Here is an 18072-nt window from a genome sequence, read left to right as displayed (position 1 = left end):
AGTACCCGACGAGCAGTGTTCAGCCATCGACAGTGAAGCAACAGAATGCGCGGGTTTTCATCGTTCTATTTTGCGAAAGTCCGCTGAAAGCCGCGAAAAACAAGGCCTGTCAGTCAGGCACAGAAGCTGCAATGACCCGGTACAACACCGATACCGAGAGTCATCCATGTCTGAATCTGCCGTTTATCCGATCAACCCGCCGGCTGCCCACCGTATCGCCGATGACACCGAAGCCTTGCGCGTGGCCGCACAGGTCGCCGCCGTCCTGCAGGAACACGCCGCCGAGCGCGACCGCAGCCGTGAAGTGCCCGCTGAAATCGTCGACCTGTATTCCAACAGTGGCCTGTGGGGCATCACCGTTCCGAAGGAATACGGCGGCGCCCAGGTGTCCTACGCGGTGCTGGCCCAAGTGATCGCGATCATTTCCGCTGCCGATCCGTCCCTCGGACAGATCCCGCAAAACCATTACTGCCTGCTCGAAGACATCCGCCTGCAAGGCACCCCGGCGCAACAAGCGCATTTCTTTGAGCTGGCGCTGCAAGGTCACCGTTTCGCCAACGCGCTGTCGGAAACCGGCGGCAAGAACGTGCAGGACATTCAGGCAACCATCCGTCGTTATGGCGACGGTTATGTGATCAACGGCCGCAAGGGTTACTGCACCGGTTCGCTCTACGCCCACTGGCTGGCGGTGCTGGCGCTGGATGAAGAACAGAAGGGCCAATTGGCCTTTGTCGAGCGCGGCACGAAAGGGCTGGTGATCGTCGATGACTGGGACAGCATCGGCCAGCGCACCACGTCCAGCGGCACGGTGCTGGCAGAAGATCTGCAGGTGGCGCCGTTCAATCTGTTCCCGACTTATCGCTCCTACGAAAGCCCGACCCTGGCCGGGCCGTTCGCCCAGTTGACCACCGCTGCCATCGACGCCGGCATTCCCCGGGCAGCGTTGCGCGATACTGTGGAATTCGTCCGTCAGTTTGCCCGGCCATGGATTGATGCGGGTGTGGAAAAGGCCAGCGAAGATCCGCTGACGATCATTCAGATCGGCGCGTTGGAAATCCGCCTGGAAGCCGCCGAAGCCCTGCTCGAACGGGCCGGTTGGGCGCTCGACGCCGCGCGCCCGGCGCCCGATGAAGACAACGTCGCGCTGGCGTCGCTGGCCGTGGCCAAGGCCAAAGTGCTGACCACGGAAATCGCCATCGAGGCCAGCAACAAGCTGTTCGAACTCGGTGGCACCCGTTCGACCCTGAAGAAGCACAACTTCGACCGCCACTGGCGAAACGCTCGGGTTCATACCCTGCATGACCCGGTGCGCTGGAAGTACCACGTGGTCGGCAACTGGCTGCTCAACGGCGTCAAGCCACCGCGCCACGATTGGTCCTGATCATGGCCGAGTGGTTCAAACACATTTACTGGGCCGACATTGCCCAGGCCTGTCTCGACACCCTGAGCATGCTCGGCGCGGCGCTGCTGTTCACGGTGTTGCTGGGTTTGCCGCTGGGGCTGCTGCTGTTTCTCACCGGCAAGCGCCAGTTGCATGAAACGGTCGGCGTGTATCGGGTGCTGTCGGTGATCGTGAACATGCTGCGTTCGCTGCCGTTCATCATTTTGCTGATCGTGCTGATTCCGCTGACCACACTGCTGGTGGGCACTTCGCTGGGCGTGCCGGGCACCATTCCGCCATTGGTGGTCGGCTGCACGCCGTTCTTTGCGCGACTGGTGGAAACCGCGTTGCGCGAAGTCGATCGCGGCGTGGTCGAGGCGACCCAGGCCATGGGCGCCAACACCTGGCAGATCATCCGCCACACGCTGTTGCCGGAGGCCCGCGGCGGGTTGCTGGCGGCGGTAACCGTCACCGCCATCGTGCTGGTGGATTACACGGCGATGGCCGGTGTGATCGGTGGCGGCGGGCTCGGTGATCTGGCGATCCGTTACGGCTATCAGCGCTTTCAGACCGACGTGATGGTGGTCACCGTGGTGTTGCTGCTGATTCTGGTGCAGGCCCTGCAAATGACCGGCGACCGACTGGTGGCGCACTACAGCCGACGCTGACACAACAATTTCAACCCATAAAGGCCCCACGTTCACCCCACGACGGCCATTCAAATCTGCCTTGGAGCACAACATGAAAAAGACCCTGGCCGTTCTGGCTGCCGTGCTGTCGTTCGGCGCTCACGCCAACGAAAAACTGATCGTCGGTGCCACCCCGGTGCCGCACGCGGAAATCCTCGAATTCGTCAAACCGACCCTGGCCAAGGAAGGCGTGGATCTGGACATCAAGGTCTTCACCGACTTCATCCAGCCCAACCAGCAACTGGTGCTGAAAAACCTCGACGCCAACTATTACCAGTACCGGCCGTTTCTCGATGATTTCAACAAGACTCGCCACACCGATCTGGTGCCGGTAGTCGGCGTGCACATCGAACCGTTCGGCGCCTACTCGACCAAGATCAAAAACATCTCGGAGCTGAAGGACGGCGCGAGCGTGTCGATCCCCAACGACCCGGTGAACACTGGTCGCGCATTGGTGCTGTTACACGAAGCGGGGCTGATCAAACTCAAGGATCCGAGCAACACCCTGGCGACCCAGCGCGACATCGTCGAGAACCCCAAACACCTGAAAATCCGCGAGCTGGAGGGCGCGTTGCTCGCTCGTTCGGTGAGTCAGGTGGATCTGGCATTCGTGTTCGCCAACTACGCGCTGGAAGCCGGGATCGACACCAACAGTGCGCTGATCGTCGAGAAGGGCAAGAGTCTGTACATCGAGTTTCTCGTGGCGCGTCCCGACAACATCAACGACCCGGGCTTGCAGAAACTGGCCAAGGCGCTGAATTCCGATGAAGTGCGTCAGTTCATTCTGACTCGCTACAAAGGGCAGATTGCGCCGGGTTTCTGATTGATCGAACCGAGGGTTCCCATGGTATGGGAGCCCTCAATTGGGAACGTCGAGAAAGTGCGCTCCCGGTCCCTGTTCGCCCAGCACGTCGCCCTGATTGCGCAGCGGGCAGGCCTCCATCGACAGGCATCCGCAACCGATGCAACCTGTCAGTCGGTCACGCAGCAGCATCAACTGATTGATCCGTTCATCCAGCTCCCGTCGCCATTGCTCCGACAACACTTTCCAGTCCGCCGCCGTTGGCGCGCGGTTGTCCGGTAACTGTTTCAACGCCTCGCCGATTTCCGCCAGCGGAATGCCCAGCCGTTGCGCCACCTTGATCAACGCCACCCGCCGCAACACTTCCCGTGGGTAACGCCGCTGGTTGCCGGCATTGCGCTGGCTCTTGATCAAACCCTTGGATTCATAAAAGTGCAGGGCGGTGACCGCCACGCCGCTGCGGGCCGCGACTTCGCCGACGGTCAGTTGCTTGTGCACATTTTCCGCAGTGATCATTTGCAAATTGCCCCTTGACCTCTAGTTAAGTCGAGGTTTTACCCTGCACACCTTCGAATCGCAAGATTCGTCTGACAGAGTGGGGATGTCATGCAAGCACCAGCGAAAAACCGCAGCTTTACCCAATTGATCGAATTTGAAATCGAGCCCGGCCAGCAACCGGCGCTGGTCTCGGCGCTGACCGTGCAGACCGAACGTCTGGCCCAGCGTTACGCCGGCTTCGTCAGCGCCAGCGTCCAGGCCAGTGACGATGGCCGGCGGGTGCTGGGTTTCCTGCAATGGCAATCCCGCGAGGCGGGGGAGGCGGCGTTCCAGAGTTTCGAAACCGGTGAGCAGGACTTCTGGCAGTTGATCCGCACCCATCAGGCGCGAACCGTGACCTTCGGTTCATTCCAGGTGCTGAGCAGCATCGCCCGCAGTCACGACGATGGTTTGCACTGCCAGTTGGTGGGCTAGATCGACAGCTGGATCAAGCGTTCGCCTTGCAGGTTTTCCGTGGGTCGTCGCTTGTTGACTGCCAGTTCGCCGATCTTGATCAGCCGCGTGCGGGTCACGTTGCGGCTCAGGCCGAGCAGCGCGGCGGTGTGCACCTGGTTGTAGTGGCAGAAGCGATAGGCCGAACGCAGCAACGCGTCCTCGACCTTCTCATGCAGCGCGCCGGCCTGTTGTTCGAAGAGCTTCTGGAAGGCGCGTTCCAGTAGCGCTTCCGGTGAATCGTCGACGTTCGCATGCTGGTCGTCCGGGCGATCTATGCGCAGGTTCGACAGGCGCAGATCGTCGCGCTCGATCACGCCGTTGCGGCAGATCAGCAGCGTGTGGTGGATGACGTTTTCCAGTTCGCGGATGTTGCCCGGCCAACTGTAGCCGCGCAGCTTGTGCTCGGCGCCGGGGCTGATGGTGATGCGTCCGTAACCCAGACGCTGACTGTAAGCCTCGATGAAATGCCGGGTCAGCGGCAGGATGTCGCCGGGTCGGTCGCGCAACGGGCTCAGCTCCAGATTGACCACGTTCAACCGATAATACAGATCCTCGCGGAAATGCCCGGCGTTGATGGCTTTCTCCAGTTGCACGTTGGTCGCCGCCAGCACCCGTACATCGATGGGAATGCTCTTGCGCGAACCCAGTCGCACCACTTCACGTTCCTGCAACACCCGCAGCAATTTGACCTGGATCGCCATCGGCAAATCGCCAATCTCATCGAGGAACAAGGTGCCGCCATCCGCCTCTTCGAACCACCCGGCCTTGGCGCTGAGAGCGCCGGTGAAGGCGCCTTTTTCATGGCCGAACAGTTCGGCTTCCACCAGCGATTCGGAAAACGCCCCGCAGTTCACCGCAATGAACGGCCGGTTGCGCCGGTTGCTCAGGTTGTGGATGTGCCGCGCCACCAACTCCTTGCCGGTGCCGGTTTCGCCGATGATCAGCACGCTGGCTTCGCTCGGTGCGACTTGTTGCAGATGCGCGAGCAGGGCCTGGGATTTCGGGTCTTCGAAGACCTGGGCGGTGGCGCGGATCGACGTGGCCAGCGCGGGTGAGGGCGGTAGGGTCAGCAGTTGCATGGGTCTCGCTCCACGAAAGGAAATCAGGAATAGAACGTCGGCACCGGCAGGGACTGGTTCAGCGCCCAGTCGCCCAGCTCGTGGAGTTTGTAATCCAGCGGGTCGTGCAGGGTTTGCGTGCGCAGGTTGCGCCAGTGTCGGTCGAGGCGCAGCGATGCGTGGGTCGAACGGGCACCGGTGACTTCGAACAGTCGGCTGCAAATCTCCAGGCCCTGACGACTGGCGGCGACCTTGGCCGTGGCAATGGCCGTGGCCAGGTGACCACGCTCTTCGGCGCTCAGGTTCGGGCCTTTGGCCCACGCCTCGTCGAGCAACGTGGCCGCGCGCTCCACCAGCAGACGGATGCCTTCGAGGGCGACCCAGAACTCGCCGTAATGGGCCAGTACATAAGGATCTTCGCGCACCTCGCGCACCGAGGATTTGTGCCAGACGCGGGTTTCGCTGAGGGTGTATTGCCGCGCTTCTTCAAAGGCCCCTTCGGCGATACCGAGAAACATATGCGTGAACGTCAGTTGTGCGATCAATGGGCGCAAACAGGCGAACGGGGTACTCAACGGGCCCGGATCCAGCAGCAGTTCCGACTCTTCGACCCGCACCCGTTCGAACGTGGCGCTGCCGCTGTCGGTCTGGCGCTGGCCGATGTTGTTCCAGTCGTTGTGCAAGGTGATGCCGCTGCGCCCGCTGGGAATTGCCGCGATCAGCAGTTTGCCGCCGTTGCTTTCGTCCACCGCCGAGGCGATCAGCATTTGTGAATCGCTGGCGCCGGAGCAGAAGCTCTTCTTGCCGGAAAACTCGCGCCAGCCACCGAGGTCCTTGACCACGGTGCGGGTGTCCAGCGGATTGAGCGCGTTGCCCCAGAACCAGTTCTGCCGCGCGGTCTGTTCGAACCATGGCTGCCATTGTTCGGGTCGGGAAAACAGGCGCACGGTGGCGAGCATCAAATGATGAAAACCGAAGACGTGGGCGATCGAGCTGTCGACCTTGGCGAATTCGCGCACGACCTCCAGGGTTTCGCTCCAGCGCGCGCCGAGGCCGCCGTAACGGGTGGGAATGCTCAGGGCCAGCAGCCCGCTGTCGCGCAGGGCATCGCGTTCGGCTTTTGGTGTGCCGCCGCGTTCGTCGCGCTCGACAGCGGTCAGGGCGAATTCGGCGGCCAGTTGTCGGGCGGTCTGCAACGGGGAGAGCAGGGTGCTTTGCGGTTTGGCAGTCACTCGGTCTTCCTCAGGCGTTGGCTTTGGCGGGCAGTACATCGTTGGCGATCATTTCGCCAAACGGCCCGGTGAGGTTGGTGACACCGCGTCCGGCGAGGCTCGCATACGGCTCGGGCAACAGCGGGAACACCAGCTCGGCAAAACGGTAGGCCTCTTCGAGATGCGGGTAGCCGGAGAAGATGAAGCTCTCGATGCCCAGGTCCGCGTATTCCTTGATTCGCGCCGCCACTTGTTGCGGATCGCCGACCAGTGCGGTGCCGGCACCGCCGCGCACCAGGCCGACGCCGGCCCACAGGTTGGGGGCGATTTCCAGGTTGTCGCGGCGCCCGTCGTGCAAAGCAGCCATGCGCCGCTGGCCTTCGGAGTCGAAGCGCGAAAAGGATTTCTGCGCGGCCTCGATGGTTTCGTCGCTGATGTGCTCGATCAGTTTGTCGGCGGCGTTCCAGGCTTCTTCGGCGGTCTCGCGCACGATCACGTGCAGGCGGATGCCGAACTTCACCTTGCGTCCGTGACGGGCGGCGCGTTCACGCACGTCGGCGAGTTTTTCGGCGACGGCGGCCGGCGGTTCGCCCCAGGTCAGGTACACGTCGACTTGCTCGGCGGCCAGATCATGGGCCGCGTCGGAGGAGCCGCCGAAGTACAGTGGCGGATAGGGCTTCTGTACCGGCGGATACAAGGCTTTGGCGTTCTGCACTTTCAGATGCTTGCCTTCGAAATCCACCGCCTCGCCTTGCAACACGCGACGCCAGATCTTGAGGAATTCGTCGGTGACTTCGTAGCGTTCGCTGTGGCTGAGGAAACTGCCGTCGCCACGGTTTTCGTCGGGGTCACCGCCGGTCACGACGTTGATCAGCAAGCGACCGTTGGACAGTCGATCCAGCGTCGCGGCCATGCGCGCCGAGACCGTCGGTGAAATGATCCCCGGACGGATCGCCACCAGATAACGCAGGCGTTCGGTCAGCGGCACCAGCGCCGAGGCGATCACCCACGAATCTTCGCAGGAACGCCCGGTAGGAATCAGCACGCCGTGGTAACCGAGGCTGTCGGCGGCTTGCGCCACTTGTTTCAGGTAATTGAGGGTCACCGGGCGCGCGCCTTGAGTGGTGCCCAGATAGTGACCGTCGCCGTGAGTCGGCAGGAACCAGAAAACATCCATGAACAGCTCCTTAAGCGATTTTCAGCAACGGTTTGAGGTGAGCACCAAACAGCGGCGCGGCGCGTTCGGCGGCAAGTCGGATGCGCGCTTTTAGTTGCTCGCTGGTGATCTGGTAATCGGCGAAATCGGCCTCGGTGGCGTACACGCCGATCGGCAGGGTCACGGCCTGGAAGAAACTGAACAGCGGGCGCAACTGATGATCGAGGACCAGCGCATGACGTTCGCTGCCACCGGTGGCGGCGAGCAGCACAGGGGTGTCGATCAGCGCATTGAGATCGATCAGGTCGAACAAGTGCTTGAGCAGCCCCGGATAGGAGCCGCGATACACCGGCGCGGCGACGATCAACAGGTCAGCCTGTTCGATGGCTTGCAGCTCGGCTTCGATCTCGGCCGGCAACTCCTGACGGGACAGCGCGGCGCCCAATGGACGGGCGATGTCGCCGAGTTCGATCAGGTGACTTTCGACCGGCAGGTGCCCGGACAATTCGGCCAGCAAGGCCTGGGTCAGCACCAGGGTGCGGGACGGACGCCAGGTTCCGCCGGACAGGGCGACGACTTTCAGTGGACGCGACATGGTCAGTTCCTTTTTCAACAGTTGCTCGGCGAGCAGTGAGTAGTCACCGGAGCAGAGCAAGCGCTGTACCAATTCCTGTAAGGCCCGTATTCCGGGGCTTTGAGCGTTGTCGGTGGTTGTGCTCGTGTGACTTTCAGGCCGGTTTGTTGAACCGCTGTTGCCTGGGAAACAGTTGCTGGAGCAACAGTGCCGAACGTGTTGAAGGTTTTATAAAGGCTGATTGTTATTCCGTAAAAGACTGTTAATTGATATTGATAGGTCTTTTGAGAATATGCAGGGTGAATCTTGCCCGAATCCTGATAGCCACTATTGAGAGCGTTGATTTCTGCTGGAGCGTGCCCGGGCGTAGCCTTTCTCCATCGACCCACACTGCTCGCCAGGACGCTCCCATGAATCGTTTACTGACTGTTTCCCTGATGCTCGCTGTTTCTGTTCTCGCCGGTTGCGCGAGCCACGTTTCCCCGGAACTGCGTCCTTACACGGCGGAAGAAACCCGCGAACTGGCGCTGGAGACCCTGAACCGCAGCGGCTTGTCGTTCGAGGAATACCATGCGAAGAAAGCCCAACTGCTTGGCCAGCCACAGAAGACTTTCGGGTTTGATAACAAGGGTGAAATGAGCGCGGAGCGGACCATACAGCTGCACGGTCGTCCTAGCTGATCCGCAACTGTACTGCTCGAAGTTTTACCCAACTGTCCGTGGGTTTGCGCGGCGCCGTGGGATAGGGTCAACACCTGAATGACCCTGACGGACTGCCTGCCATGACCCTCTCGCTCGACCTGTTGCTGGGCTTTGCCCTGTTTGCCCTTGTCACCTCGATCACACCGGGGCCGAACAACACCATGTTGCTGGCATCGGGCGTGAATTTCGGCTTTAACCGCACCATCCCCCATATGCTCGGCATTACCTGCGGCTTCTTTGTGCTGGTGGTGGCGGTGGGTTTTGGTTTGGGCGCGGTGTTCCAGACTTATCCTCTTCTCTATACGGTTCTGCGTTACGTCGGCGCGGCTTACTTGCTGTACCTTGCGTGGAAAATCGCTCACTCCGGCCCGGTCGGCGAAAGTGAGTCAGGTGATGCGAAACCGATCAGCTACCTCGGCGCGGCGGCTTTCCAGTGGGTCAATCCCAAGGCGTGGATCATGGCCATCGGTGCCATCAGCACCTACACGCCGATGCAGGGTTATTTCACCAATGTGATCGTGATTGCTGCGGTGTTTGCCATCATCAACCTGCCGAGCGTCGGTGTCTGGGCGGCGTGCGGGACTCTGCTGCGTAACGTACTGAAGGATCGCCGCTGGTTGCGGGTGTTCAACTGGGGCATGGCGGCGCTGCTGGTGATTTCGCTGTATCCGTTACTCCTTGAAAGCTTTAGCTGACGCAGTGCTACAACCGCCGGCCCGATGCCTGTTAAAGTCGCGTTCAGGAGCGTTCCTACGCACTTTTAATGAAGCCCTACTTCTTTAACGGCATCCGATCAGGTATTGATGACGCTCTCGAACCCGGGCGCAGCTCACAAGGCTGCGCTGTGCCGTTTGTAGACACGAGCTTCCTGATCCCGGAACACGCTCTGCGAGTCTTTTTATGAATGAACGTCCGCTGTATTTCGATTACGCCGCCACCACCCCGGTGGACGAGCGGGTCATCCAGGTGATGGTCGAGTGTCTGGGTTTCAACGGTAACTTCGGCAACCCGGCTTCCAGTTCCCATGCCTTCGGCCAACAGGCCCGAAAAACGGTCGAGAATGCCCGTCAGCAAGTGGCCGAACTGGTCGGCGCCCAGGCGCAACAGATTGTCTGGACTTCCGGTGCGACCGAATCCAACAACCTCGCCCTCAAAGGCGTGGCCCAGGCACGTGGCGTGTCCGGCGGCCACATCATCACCAGTCAGATCGAACACAAGGCCATCCTCGACACTGCCCGGCAATTGCAGGACGCCGGTGTCGCCGTGACCTATCTGGTGCCGGACGCGGAAGGTCTGATTACTGCGCAAGCGGTCAGCGAAGCGATGCGCGATGACACCTTTCTGGTGTCGCTGATGCTGGTCAACAACGAACTCGGCACCGTCAACGACATCCCGGCCATCGGTGATGTGGTGCGCGGGCGCGGGGCGTTGTTCCACGTCGATGCGGCCCAGGGCGCCGGCAAGGTCGCGATCGATCTGGCGCAATGGCCGGTGGACCTGATGTCGTTTTCGGCACACAAGCTCTACGGCCCCAAAGGCATTGGCGCGCTGTACGTCGGCCCGCGTGCGCAACAGCGCTTGCAGGCGCAGATTCACGGTGGCGGCCACGAGGGCGGATTGCGTTCCGGTACGCTGGCCACTCACCAGATCGCCGCCATGGGCTCGGCCTTTGCCCTGGCTGCTGCGGCTTTTGATGACGAGAAAAAAACCATCGTCGCGTTGCGCGAGCGCCTGCTCGAACAACTGTTGAGCCTGCCCGGCGTACGCCTCAACGGCAGCGCCAGCCAACGTATCCCGCATACCCTGAGCCTGACCTTCAGCGAAGGCGAGTTCAACCCGGCGGCGCTGAGCCATTCGATCGCGTTCTCTGCGACTTCGGCCTGCAACTCCGCCAGCAACACACCGTCCCACGTGCTGCTGGCATTGGGGCACGATGCGCATCTGGCCGGCCGTACCATTCGTCTGAGCCTCGGTCGTTTCACCACCGCCGAGGACATCGACAAGGCTGTAGATCTGATCAAGACCGCCTGCGCCAGTGCTCCGGCATTCTGGGCGACAGGGCTTTAACGAGCCGACTTCGAACGGCACCGAACAATAACGATGAAGTGATTGGCAGGAGACACGATGAGTACCCAGACTTTGACCGAAGGAACGGTTCCCCAGCGCCTGGCGCACACCCGCGAACTGATGCGTCGCGAAGGCATCCACGCACTGTTGGTGCCGTCCGCCGACCCGCACCTGTCGGAATACCTGCCTGGCTACTGGCAGGGGCGGCAGTGGTTGTCGGGTTTCCATGGCTCGGTGGGGACATTGATTGTCACCACTGATTTCGCCGGGGTCTGGGCCGACAGTCGTTACTGGGAACAGGCGACCAAGGAGCTCAAGGGCAGCGGCATCGAACTGGTCAAGTTGCAACCGGGCCAGCCGAGCCCGCTGGACTGGCTGGCCGAGCAGACGCCGGAAGGTGGCGTGGTCGCGGTCGATGGCGCGGTAATGGCCGTGGCGTCGGCGCGGACCCTGGGTAGCAAGCTCGAAGCGCGTGGCGCCAGCCTGCGTACCGACCTCGACCTGTTGAAGGAAGTCTGGAGCGACCGTCCGGGCCTGCCAACCGCGCCGATCTATCAACACTTGCCGCCGCAGGCGACCGTCAGCCGTGGCGAGAAACTCGCCCAACTGCGTGAAACCCTGCAGGAACGCGGCGCCGATTGGCACTTCATCGCCACCCTCGACGACATCGCCTGGCTGTTCAACCTGCGTGGCGGCGATGTGTCGTTCAACCCGGTGTTCGTTTCTTTCGCCTTGATCGGTCAGCAACAAGCCACGCTGTTTGTGGCCTTGAGCAAGGTCGACACTGATCTGCGCGCAGTCCTGGAAAAGGACGGCGTGACCCTGCGCGACTACAGTGAAATTGCTGACGCCTTGCGTGCGATCCCGAACGGCGCGAGCCTGCTGGTGGACCCGGCGCGGGTGACCAGCGGACTGCTGGGCAACCTCGACAGTGGCGTGAAACTGGTCGAAGGCCTGAATCCGACCACTTTGGCCAAATCACAAAAAAGCCCGGCAGATGCCGAGCACATCCGTCAGGCGATGGAGCAGGACGGCGCGGCGTTGTGCGAGTTCTTCACCTGGCTGGAATCGGCCTGGGGTCGCGAGCGCATTACCGAGCTGACCATTGACGAGAAACTCACGGCGGCCCGTGAGCGTCGTCCGGATTATGTATCGCTGAGTTTCAACACCATTGCCGCCTACAACGCCAACGGTGCGATGCCGCACTACCACGCCACCCCGGAAGAACACGCGGTGATCGAGGGTGATGGCTTGCTGCTGATCGACTCTGGTGGCCAATACCTGGGCGGAACCACTGACATCACGCGCATGGTGGCCGTCGGCACACCGAGCGCAGAGCAGAAACGCGATTGCACCCGAGTGTTGAAGGGCGTTATTGCGTTGTCCCGTGCGCACTTCCCGAAAGGCATTCTGTCGCCGCTACTGGATGCGATTGCCCGTGCGCCGATCTGGGCTGAAAACGTCGATTACGGTCATGGCACCGGTCACGGCGTGGGTTATTTCCTCAATGTGCACGAAGGTCCGCAGGTGATCGCCTATCAGGCTGCGCCAGCGCCGCAAACCGCCATGCAAGCGGGCATGATCACGTCCATCGAACCGGGCACTTACCGCCCAGGCCGCTGGGGTGTGCGGATCGAGAACCTGGCGATGAACGTATTGGCTGGAAGCAGCGAGTTCGGCGAGTTCCTCAAGTTCGAAACCCTGACCCTGTGCCCGATCGATACCCGTTGCCTGGAGCCGTCCTTGCTGACGCAGGAAGAGAAGCAGTGGTTCAACGCCTATCACGCTGAAGTGCGCGAGCGTTTGAGCCCGTTGCTCGATGGCGCGGCACTGGAATGGCTGAACACCCGCACCGCTGCTATTTAAACGGTTGAAGCTCGGGCGCTGCTGCCAGCGCCTGGATCATGTAATCGACAAACGCGTTGACCCTGGCGGACTGGCGACGGTTCGCCGGGGACACCGCGTGTATCGGCAGTGATCGAGTCTGGTAGTCCTGCAACAGGGCGACCACTCGACCGGCCTTCAAATCCTCGCTGAACAGCCAGACCGGTGACAGCGAAACCCCCAATCCTCCCAAGACCATTTCACGGATTGCCTCGGAGTTGTTGCTCTGTGCATTGCCTTTGATGCGTACGTCGTAGTGTTGTCCGTCCTTTCCGTAAGTCCACAGGTTCTGCGATTCGAGCAGGTTGAATTGCAGGCAGTTGTGCTGTGCAAGATCCTGGGGCGATTGCGGATGTTCATGGCGTTGCAGGTAAGCAGGCGTCGCAACAGTGACGCGATGGGTGGTGCCGATTCGACGGGCGATCATGCCGCTGTCGTTCAACTCGCCGATGCGCAGGCTGACGTCCAGGCCTTCGCTGACCAGATCCAGGTTCTGATCGTTCAGATGCAGGTCAATCTGCACTTGCGGGTAGCGCTCAAGAAAGCCGGGCAGACGCGAGGCGATCTGTAGCCGACCGAAACTCACTGAGGAGCCAATTCGCAGCGATCCGGCAACCGTTTCCCTGCCGGACTGGAAGCTGTGCTCGGCAGTATCCACGGCCGCGAGGATATTTCGGCATTCGTTGTAGTACCGCTGGCCTTCATCGGTCAGCGACAACTTGCGCGTGCTGCGGGCGATCAGCTTCCCGCCCAGTTGGGTTTCAAGGGCGCGCAGAACTTTGCTGATGGTGGGTTGGCTGGTTTGCAGCTCCCGGGCCACGGCGGAAAAGCTGCCGCGCTCGACTACCCGGACGAAGATTGCCATTGCGTTGAGCTTGTCCACGGAGCGCCTCATTCATGCCGGTTTGGCATGATCACTATAGTCATTCGGCGTCTTATCGGCATGAGTAGGTTGGGAGAACATGGCTTCACTTTCTCCCACAGGAATGACCGAAATGACTGACTCACTGCAGATGCGCGCGCTGATGGTGGACACCGCTAACGATCCGCTACGCTTGGTTTCCCTTGAACGTCCCGTGGCGGGTGCCGGACAGGTATTGGTGCGGATCAAGGCCAGCGGTGTGAATCCGCTGGACCTGAAAATCCGTGCGGGGCAGGCCGCTCATGCGCGACAACCGTTGCCGGCGGTGTTGGGGCTGGATCTGGCGGGCGTGGTCGAAGCAGTGGGTGAGGGTGTGCCGGGCTGGGCGCCGGGTGACGAGGTTTATGCGTTGGCGACCGGCATTGGCGGCGTGCAGGGTTCGCTGGCTGAATTTGCAGTGGTTGATGCGCGGCTTTTGGCGCGTAAACCGGCCAACCTGAGCATGCGCGAGGCCGCAGGTTTACCGCTGGTGCTGATTACTGCCTGGGAAGGTCTGGTGGATCGTGCTCGGGTGAGGGCTGGGCAAAAGGTGTTGATACACGGTGGTGCGGGTGGCGTTGGGCATGTGGCGGTGCAAATTGCCCGCGCGTTCGGTGCCGAGGTTTTTGCGACCGGGTCTGCGGGGCAGCGCGGAATTATTGAAGGTTATGGTGCGACGTTCATTGATTACCGCGAGATGTCGGTCGAGGACTATGTCAGCCAATACACGGCGGGGGAGGGGTTCGATATCGTTTATGACACGGTGGGTGGTGAAACGCTGGATGCGTCCTTCAAGGCTGCGCGGATCTATCACGGCCATGTCTTGAGTTGCCTGGGTTGGGGGCAGCATAGTCTGGCGCCGCTGTCCTTTCGGGGGGCGACCTACTCTGGCGTGTTTACCTTATTGCCGCTGCTGACTGGAAAGAGTGGCGAGCACCATGGCGAGATCCTGCGCCAGGTTGCCTTGTTGATCGAAGCTGGAGAGGTGAAGCCACTGCTCGATGCGCGTCGGTTCACGCTTGAGTCAGCTGGCGAGGCCCATGAACTGCTTTCATCGAAAGCAGCCCAGGGACGTCTGGTGGTCGAGATCTAGCGCAGGGCCTCTTCAACGAAGTCGAGTCGATCCTGACCGAAGAACAACTGATTGCCGATGAACATGCTCGGCGCACCGAAGACGCCACGCTTCACGGCTGTCTCGGTGTTGTCCTTGAGTGCACCCTTCACCGCTTCATCATTGGTCAGTGCCAGTACCTGCTCAGGATTGAAACCATGTTCGGTCAGCACGGCTGCGACCGTTGCCGGTTCATCGAGGCTGCGACCCTCGACCCACAGCGCTTTGAACAGGCAGTCGATGAACGCCAGGAAACGCTCCGGGTGCCGCAATTGAATGCCGGTCACAGCGCGCATCAACATCAGGGTATTGATCGGGAAGTGCGGATTGAATTTAAGGGGCACGCCGTAGCGTTGGGCGTAGCGGTCCAGATCCTGAAACATGTAGCGGCCCTTGGCCGGGATCATCGCCGGTGAAGCATTGCCGGTGGCTTTGAACACGCCGCCCAGCAACATCGGGATATAGATCAGCTGGCTGCCGGTCTTGGCGCAGATTCCTGGCAGTTGGGTATACGCCAGATAGGTGGCGGGGCTGCCGAGGTCGAAGTAGAACTCCACGGTTTTGCTCATGGTCGCTGCACTCGTTGTTGTTATTGGAAGGGATTACCAGCGTTCGTTCCAGGGGCGCAGATCAAGCTCGAAGGTCCAGGCGTCCCTTGGCTGGCTGTGCAGGTACCAATAGTTCTCGGCGATGTGCTCGGGATTGAGAATACCGTCCTGATCCTTGGTTGCGTATTTGTCGGGGAAATTGCTGCGGATGAAGTCGGTATCGATGGCGCCGTCGACCACGATATGGGCAACGTGAATGTTCATCGGGCCGAGTTCCCTGGCCATGCTTTGCGCCAGTGCGCGGATGCCGTGCTTGGCCCCGGCGAACGCAGCAAAACCGGAGGCACCACGTAGTCCGGCGGTAGCACCCGTGAACAGAATGGTGCCGCGCTTGCGGGTGACCATGCGCTTGGCGACTTCCCGGGCATTGAGAAACCCTGAGAAGCAGGCCATTTCCCAGATCTTGAAGTACTTGCGTGCGGTTTCTTCGAGAATGCTGCAAGGCACGTTGGCGCCGATGTTGAAAACGAACGCTTCGATCGGCCCGAGACGGGTTTCGATATCTTCGATCAGCGCAATAACGTCCTCTTCCTTGCGCGCATCGCAGGCAAAACCATGGGCTTCGCCGCCGTCTGCCTGGATGGTTTCCACCAATGGCTGCAATTTGTCGGCGCTGCGCCGTGTGACGCAAGCGATGAAACCTTCCTTGGCGAACCGCCTGGCGATGGCGCCACCTGTGGCATCACCTGCACCGACAACCAATACGACCTTCTTGTTATTCATGGGTGGATCCCTTTAGTAAACGATCGTTAAGTGAACGAACGTTATGCTAGGATTTGCTCAGCGTCAAGGCAGTCAATTGCGAGGATGAATGCATGCGGTACTCCGCCGGTCACAAGCTTGAAACCAAAGAAAAGCTGCTGCAAAGCAGCTCGCTGTCTGCGAAAAAAAGCGGATTTTCAACGATGGGTGTCGATGGCCTGATGAAGACGATCGGTCTGAGTGGCGCAGCGTTCTACAGTCATTTCTCGTCCAAGGACGCTTTGTTCGCCGCTATCGTCGAGCGCGAGTTGTGTCAGAGCCTGGAGCGGCTGGGCGGGCGGGGTGAGCAGGATCGTGAACGGTTGGAGCGATGCCTCAAACTGTATCTGAACATGGCTCATGTCGAGCAACCTGAGCTGGGGTGCGCGTTACCTGCGCTGGGCGCTGAGATTGCTCGGTCGGATGTCGTCGTGCGGGAACAGGCCGAACTGTGGATTTGTCGGCTTCAGGAAAGTTGGGCGCAGATTCTGGAGAGCGACAGTCTGGCCTGGGCCATCCTGTCGCAATGTGTCGGGGCGTTGGTGGTGGCGCGTATGCTGGCGTCCCCACAGATTCAGCAGCGGGTGCTGGAATCCAGTCACGAAGAGATCGGCCGCCAGCTCGCCGTTCAGCGAGCACAATAGCGGCGGCGGTTTATTTGCAGATGACGATCATGCTTCGGCTGGTATAGCCGGCGGGGTTGAGACCGAAGGGATAATCACCCGGCTCTTCCACCGCATCCCCGGACTTGGCGATGACTTTATAACCCTTCGGCGCGCAGGAGTTGGCAGCACTGGTGTAGCACTTGTCCCAGGAGGAGGAGAGTCCTGAGCAGTTGATGTGCAGCCCTTTTTTGCCGTGCTTTACCTGAGCCTTGGAGGTCGCCGCGCATCCCGAAATGGCGAGTACGGCGATCAGTATCAAAATTCGTTTCATTACCGTCCTTATGGCGGCCTCGAGTCTGGCGCTCGGGTCTGCCTGCATTCGCTCTCGCTTGACGCGTTTCGATGTCCCTATCCGAAAAAATCCATATCTGGCACTGAGTTGCGAAGCTAAACATGGCCTAAATGAGCGGCAAATGCCAGACCTTCGTTACAACAGCTTTCAATCCGCCGCAATCACGGGCTTGGCATGGCTGCCCATGGTCATCGTTGCACCGACGGAAGCCAAAATAATGCACAGGATGGCCATCCATTGTGACAAGGAGAGATATTCCTGCAGGAACAGCAACCCCGATAGTGCACCAAATGCCGGCTCAATGCTCATCAGCGTACCGAAAGTACGAGCGGGCATGCGGGTGAGTGCGACCATTTCCAGGGTATAGGGCAGGGCTGTGGAAAGAATGGCGACACCAATGGCTATCGGGATCAATGACGGCGTCAGCAATGCGGCGCCGGCGTGGACGATCCCGATAGGCGCAACGAACAGGGCTGCGATCATCACTCCCAGAGCTGCGGTCGTCACGCCGTTGTCAGCGCCAGCCTTCTGGCCGAAAAGAATGTAAAGCGCCCAGCAAACACCAGCGCCAAGCGCATAAGCCACCCCGGTAAGGTCGAGACCCGCTGTCGCTGCACCTGTTGGTATCAATAGCAGCAATCCGACGGCAGCGAGGGCAATCCATAGGAAGTCGATTGCACGACGGGAAGCGTAGATGGCAACGGCCAGCGGCCCGGTGAATTCCAGGGCAACCGCAATGCCGAGCGGCACGGTGCGCAAGGACATATAGAAGAGGAAATTCATGCCACCCAACGCCATCCCGTACACGATCACGGTGCGCAGCGATTTGGCCGTCAGCTTTGCCCTCCAGGGTCTCAGCAATAGCAGCATGATCACGCTGGCGAACATCAGACGTAGCGTCGTTGTGCCTTGGGCGCCCACGATGGGGAACATGCTTTTGGCCAGAGAAGCGCCAGACTGGATCGATGCCATGGCGATCAATATCAGACCAACCGGAAACAGGATGGATACAAGACTGCGGGGTTGGTCGTTCATTGCGCGGCATCGTCCGATAGTAAAGGCAGTAGAAGGCACTAACTGAGTGATGGGCAATATACTGCGCATTCGCTGGTGTTGCGTCTATATATAAGCGGGCTTTTTGAGTCGACTGATAGAAAAATCAAATTAGGGGTTGACGGCAGATTCTGGAGGCCTATAATTCGCCCCACTTCCGGCGCAGTCGAAACGGAAAACTCCTT

General features: G+C 60.4%; 20 protein-coding genes. 10 read left to right on the top strand and 10 right to left on the bottom strand.

Features of this window, described 5'->3' with window-relative positions; all coding sequences use genetic code 11:
- Nucleotides 1–166: 166 nt before the first annotated feature.
- From AC07VV_RS25875 to AC07VV_RS25865, 3 genes are all read left to right on the top strand, one after another.
- On the top strand, nt 167–1381 hold the full coding sequence (locus tag AC07VV_RS25875; RefSeq protein WP_495037866.1) for an SfnB family sulfur acquisition oxidoreductase: 1215 nt from the start codon (nt 167–169) through the stop codon (nt 1379–1381).
- A 2-nt stretch (nt 1382–1383) separates the two neighbouring features.
- Entirely contained in the window at nt 1384–2049 is a 666-nt protein-coding gene (locus AC07VV_RS25870; protein WP_064598205.1) for a methionine ABC transporter permease, read from the top strand.
- Between the two features lie 73 nt (nt 2050–2122).
- Nucleotides 2123–2893 carry a MetQ/NlpA family ABC transporter substrate-binding protein gene (locus tag AC07VV_RS25865; RefSeq protein ID WP_495037865.1) on the top strand — a complete coding sequence of 257 codons (771 nt, stop codon included), beginning with the start codon at nt 2123–2125 and terminating at the stop codon, nt 2891–2893.
- A 36-nt stretch (nt 2894–2929) separates the two neighbouring features.
- Here AC07VV_RS25865 and soxR read toward each other — a convergent pair whose 3' ends face one another.
- Nucleotides 2930–3388: a redox-sensitive transcriptional activator SoxR gene (gene soxR / locus AC07VV_RS25860; protein ID WP_495037864.1), complete on the bottom strand. Its 459-nt coding sequence runs from the start codon at nt 3386–3388 to the stop codon at nt 2930–2932.
- A gap of 90 nt (nt 3389–3478) precedes the next feature.
- Here soxR and AC07VV_RS25855 point away from each other — a divergent pair, with 90 nt between their 5' ends.
- Complete coding sequence (locus AC07VV_RS25855) at nt 3479–3844, top strand: antibiotic biosynthesis monooxygenase (RefSeq protein WP_096821135.1); 366 nt, start codon at nt 3479–3481, stop codon at nt 3842–3844.
- Here AC07VV_RS25855 and AC07VV_RS25850 read toward each other — a convergent pair.
- From AC07VV_RS25850 to msuE, 4 genes are read right to left on the bottom strand one after another with little or no spacing between them, the layout of a single operon-like run.
- Complete coding sequence (locus AC07VV_RS25850; protein ID WP_495037863.1) at nt 3841–4944, bottom strand: sigma-54 interaction domain-containing protein; 1104 nt, start codon at nt 4942–4944, stop codon at nt 3841–3843. The genes AC07VV_RS25855 and AC07VV_RS25850 overlap by 4 nt on opposite strands.
- A gap of 23 nt (nt 4945–4967) precedes the next feature.
- Entirely contained in the window at nt 4968–6155 is a 1188-nt protein-coding gene (locus AC07VV_RS25845; RefSeq protein WP_115078693.1) for an acyl-CoA dehydrogenase family protein, read from the bottom strand.
- Between the two features lie 10 nt (nt 6156–6165).
- Nucleotides 6166–7311 carry an FMNH2-dependent alkanesulfonate monooxygenase gene (gene ssuD, locus AC07VV_RS25840; RefSeq protein ID WP_495037862.1) on the bottom strand — a complete coding sequence of 382 codons (1146 nt, stop codon included), beginning with the start codon at nt 7309–7311 and terminating at the stop codon, nt 6166–6168.
- Nucleotides 7312–7321: 10 nt separating this feature from the next.
- Entirely contained in the window at nt 7322–7885 is a 564-nt protein-coding gene (gene msuE, locus AC07VV_RS25835; protein WP_102620519.1) for an FMN reductase, read from the bottom strand.
- 389 nt (nt 7886–8274) lie between these two features.
- On the opposite strand from msuE, the gene AC07VV_RS25830 reads away from it, so the two are divergent.
- From AC07VV_RS25830 to AC07VV_RS25815, 4 genes are all read left to right on the top strand, one after another.
- Nucleotides 8275–8544, top strand: a complete 270-nt coding sequence (locus tag AC07VV_RS25830) for a hypothetical protein (RefSeq protein ID WP_495037861.1) — start codon at nt 8275–8277, stop codon at nt 8542–8544.
- 101 nt (nt 8545–8645) lie between these two features.
- Nucleotides 8646–9260, top strand: a complete 615-nt coding sequence (locus tag AC07VV_RS25825) for a LysE family translocator (protein ID WP_495037860.1) — start codon at nt 8646–8648, stop codon at nt 9258–9260.
- A 205-nt stretch (nt 9261–9465) separates the two neighbouring features.
- Nucleotides 9466–10632, top strand: coding sequence for an aminotransferase class V-fold PLP-dependent enzyme (locus AC07VV_RS25820; protein WP_495037859.1), 1167 nt, complete (start codon nt 9466–9468; stop codon nt 10630–10632).
- A 57-nt stretch (nt 10633–10689) separates the two neighbouring features.
- The gene (locus tag AC07VV_RS25815) at nt 10690–12498 is read left to right on the top strand and encodes an aminopeptidase P family protein (RefSeq protein ID WP_495037858.1); all 1809 of its coding nucleotides are present in this window, start codon (nt 10690–10692) and stop codon (nt 12496–12498) included.
- Here AC07VV_RS25815 and AC07VV_RS25810 read toward each other — a convergent pair.
- A complete protein-coding gene (locus AC07VV_RS25810; RefSeq protein WP_495037857.1) occupies nt 12491–13399 on the bottom strand; it encodes a LysR family transcriptional regulator in 909 nt (302 codons plus the stop codon). The two genes, AC07VV_RS25815 and AC07VV_RS25810, sit on opposite strands and share 8 nt — an antisense overlap.
- Nucleotides 13400–13511: 112 nt before the next feature.
- Here AC07VV_RS25810 and AC07VV_RS25805 point away from each other — a divergent pair, with 112 nt between their 5' ends.
- Nucleotides 13512–14510 (top strand): zinc-dependent alcohol dehydrogenase family protein, encoded by a 999-nt coding sequence (locus AC07VV_RS25805; RefSeq protein WP_495037856.1) that lies wholly within the window; start codon nt 13512–13514, stop codon nt 14508–14510.
- Here AC07VV_RS25805 and AC07VV_RS25800 read toward each other — a convergent pair.
- Together AC07VV_RS25800 and AC07VV_RS25795 are read right to left on the bottom strand one after the other, a co-directional pair.
- Nucleotides 14507–15097, bottom strand: coding sequence for a 2-hydroxychromene-2-carboxylate isomerase (locus tag AC07VV_RS25800; RefSeq protein WP_495037855.1), 591 nt, complete (start codon nt 15095–15097; stop codon nt 14507–14509). The two genes, AC07VV_RS25805 and AC07VV_RS25800, sit on opposite strands and share 4 nt — an antisense overlap.
- 33 nt (nt 15098–15130) lie before the next feature.
- Nucleotides 15131–15859, bottom strand: a complete 729-nt coding sequence (locus AC07VV_RS25795) for an SDR family oxidoreductase (RefSeq protein ID WP_495037854.1) — start codon at nt 15857–15859, stop codon at nt 15131–15133.
- A 92-nt stretch (nt 15860–15951) separates the two neighbouring features.
- Here AC07VV_RS25795 and AC07VV_RS25790 point away from each other — a divergent pair, with 92 nt between their 5' ends.
- On the top strand, nt 15952–16521 hold the full coding sequence (locus AC07VV_RS25790; protein WP_096821145.1) for a TetR/AcrR family transcriptional regulator: 570 nt from the start codon (nt 15952–15954) through the stop codon (nt 16519–16521).
- A gap of 10 nt (nt 16522–16531) precedes the next feature.
- On the opposite strand, the gene AC07VV_RS25785 is transcribed toward AC07VV_RS25790, so the two are convergent.
- Both AC07VV_RS25785 and rhtA read right to left on the bottom strand, forming a co-directional pair.
- On the bottom strand, nt 16532–16813 hold the full coding sequence (locus AC07VV_RS25785) for a hypothetical protein (protein WP_096821152.1): 282 nt from the start codon (nt 16811–16813) through the stop codon (nt 16532–16534).
- 168 nt (nt 16814–16981) lie between these two features.
- Nucleotides 16982–17869 carry a threonine/homoserine exporter RhtA gene (gene rhtA, locus AC07VV_RS25780; RefSeq protein ID WP_102620395.1) on the bottom strand — a complete coding sequence of 296 codons (888 nt, stop codon included), beginning with the start codon at nt 17867–17869 and terminating at the stop codon, nt 16982–16984.
- Between the last annotated feature and the right edge of the window lie 203 nt (nt 17870–18072).

The sequence above is a fragment of the Pseudomonas sp. GW821-FHT02C04 genome (assembly GCF_059421845.1).
This window is presented reverse-complemented; position numbering and strand designations above follow the sequence as displayed.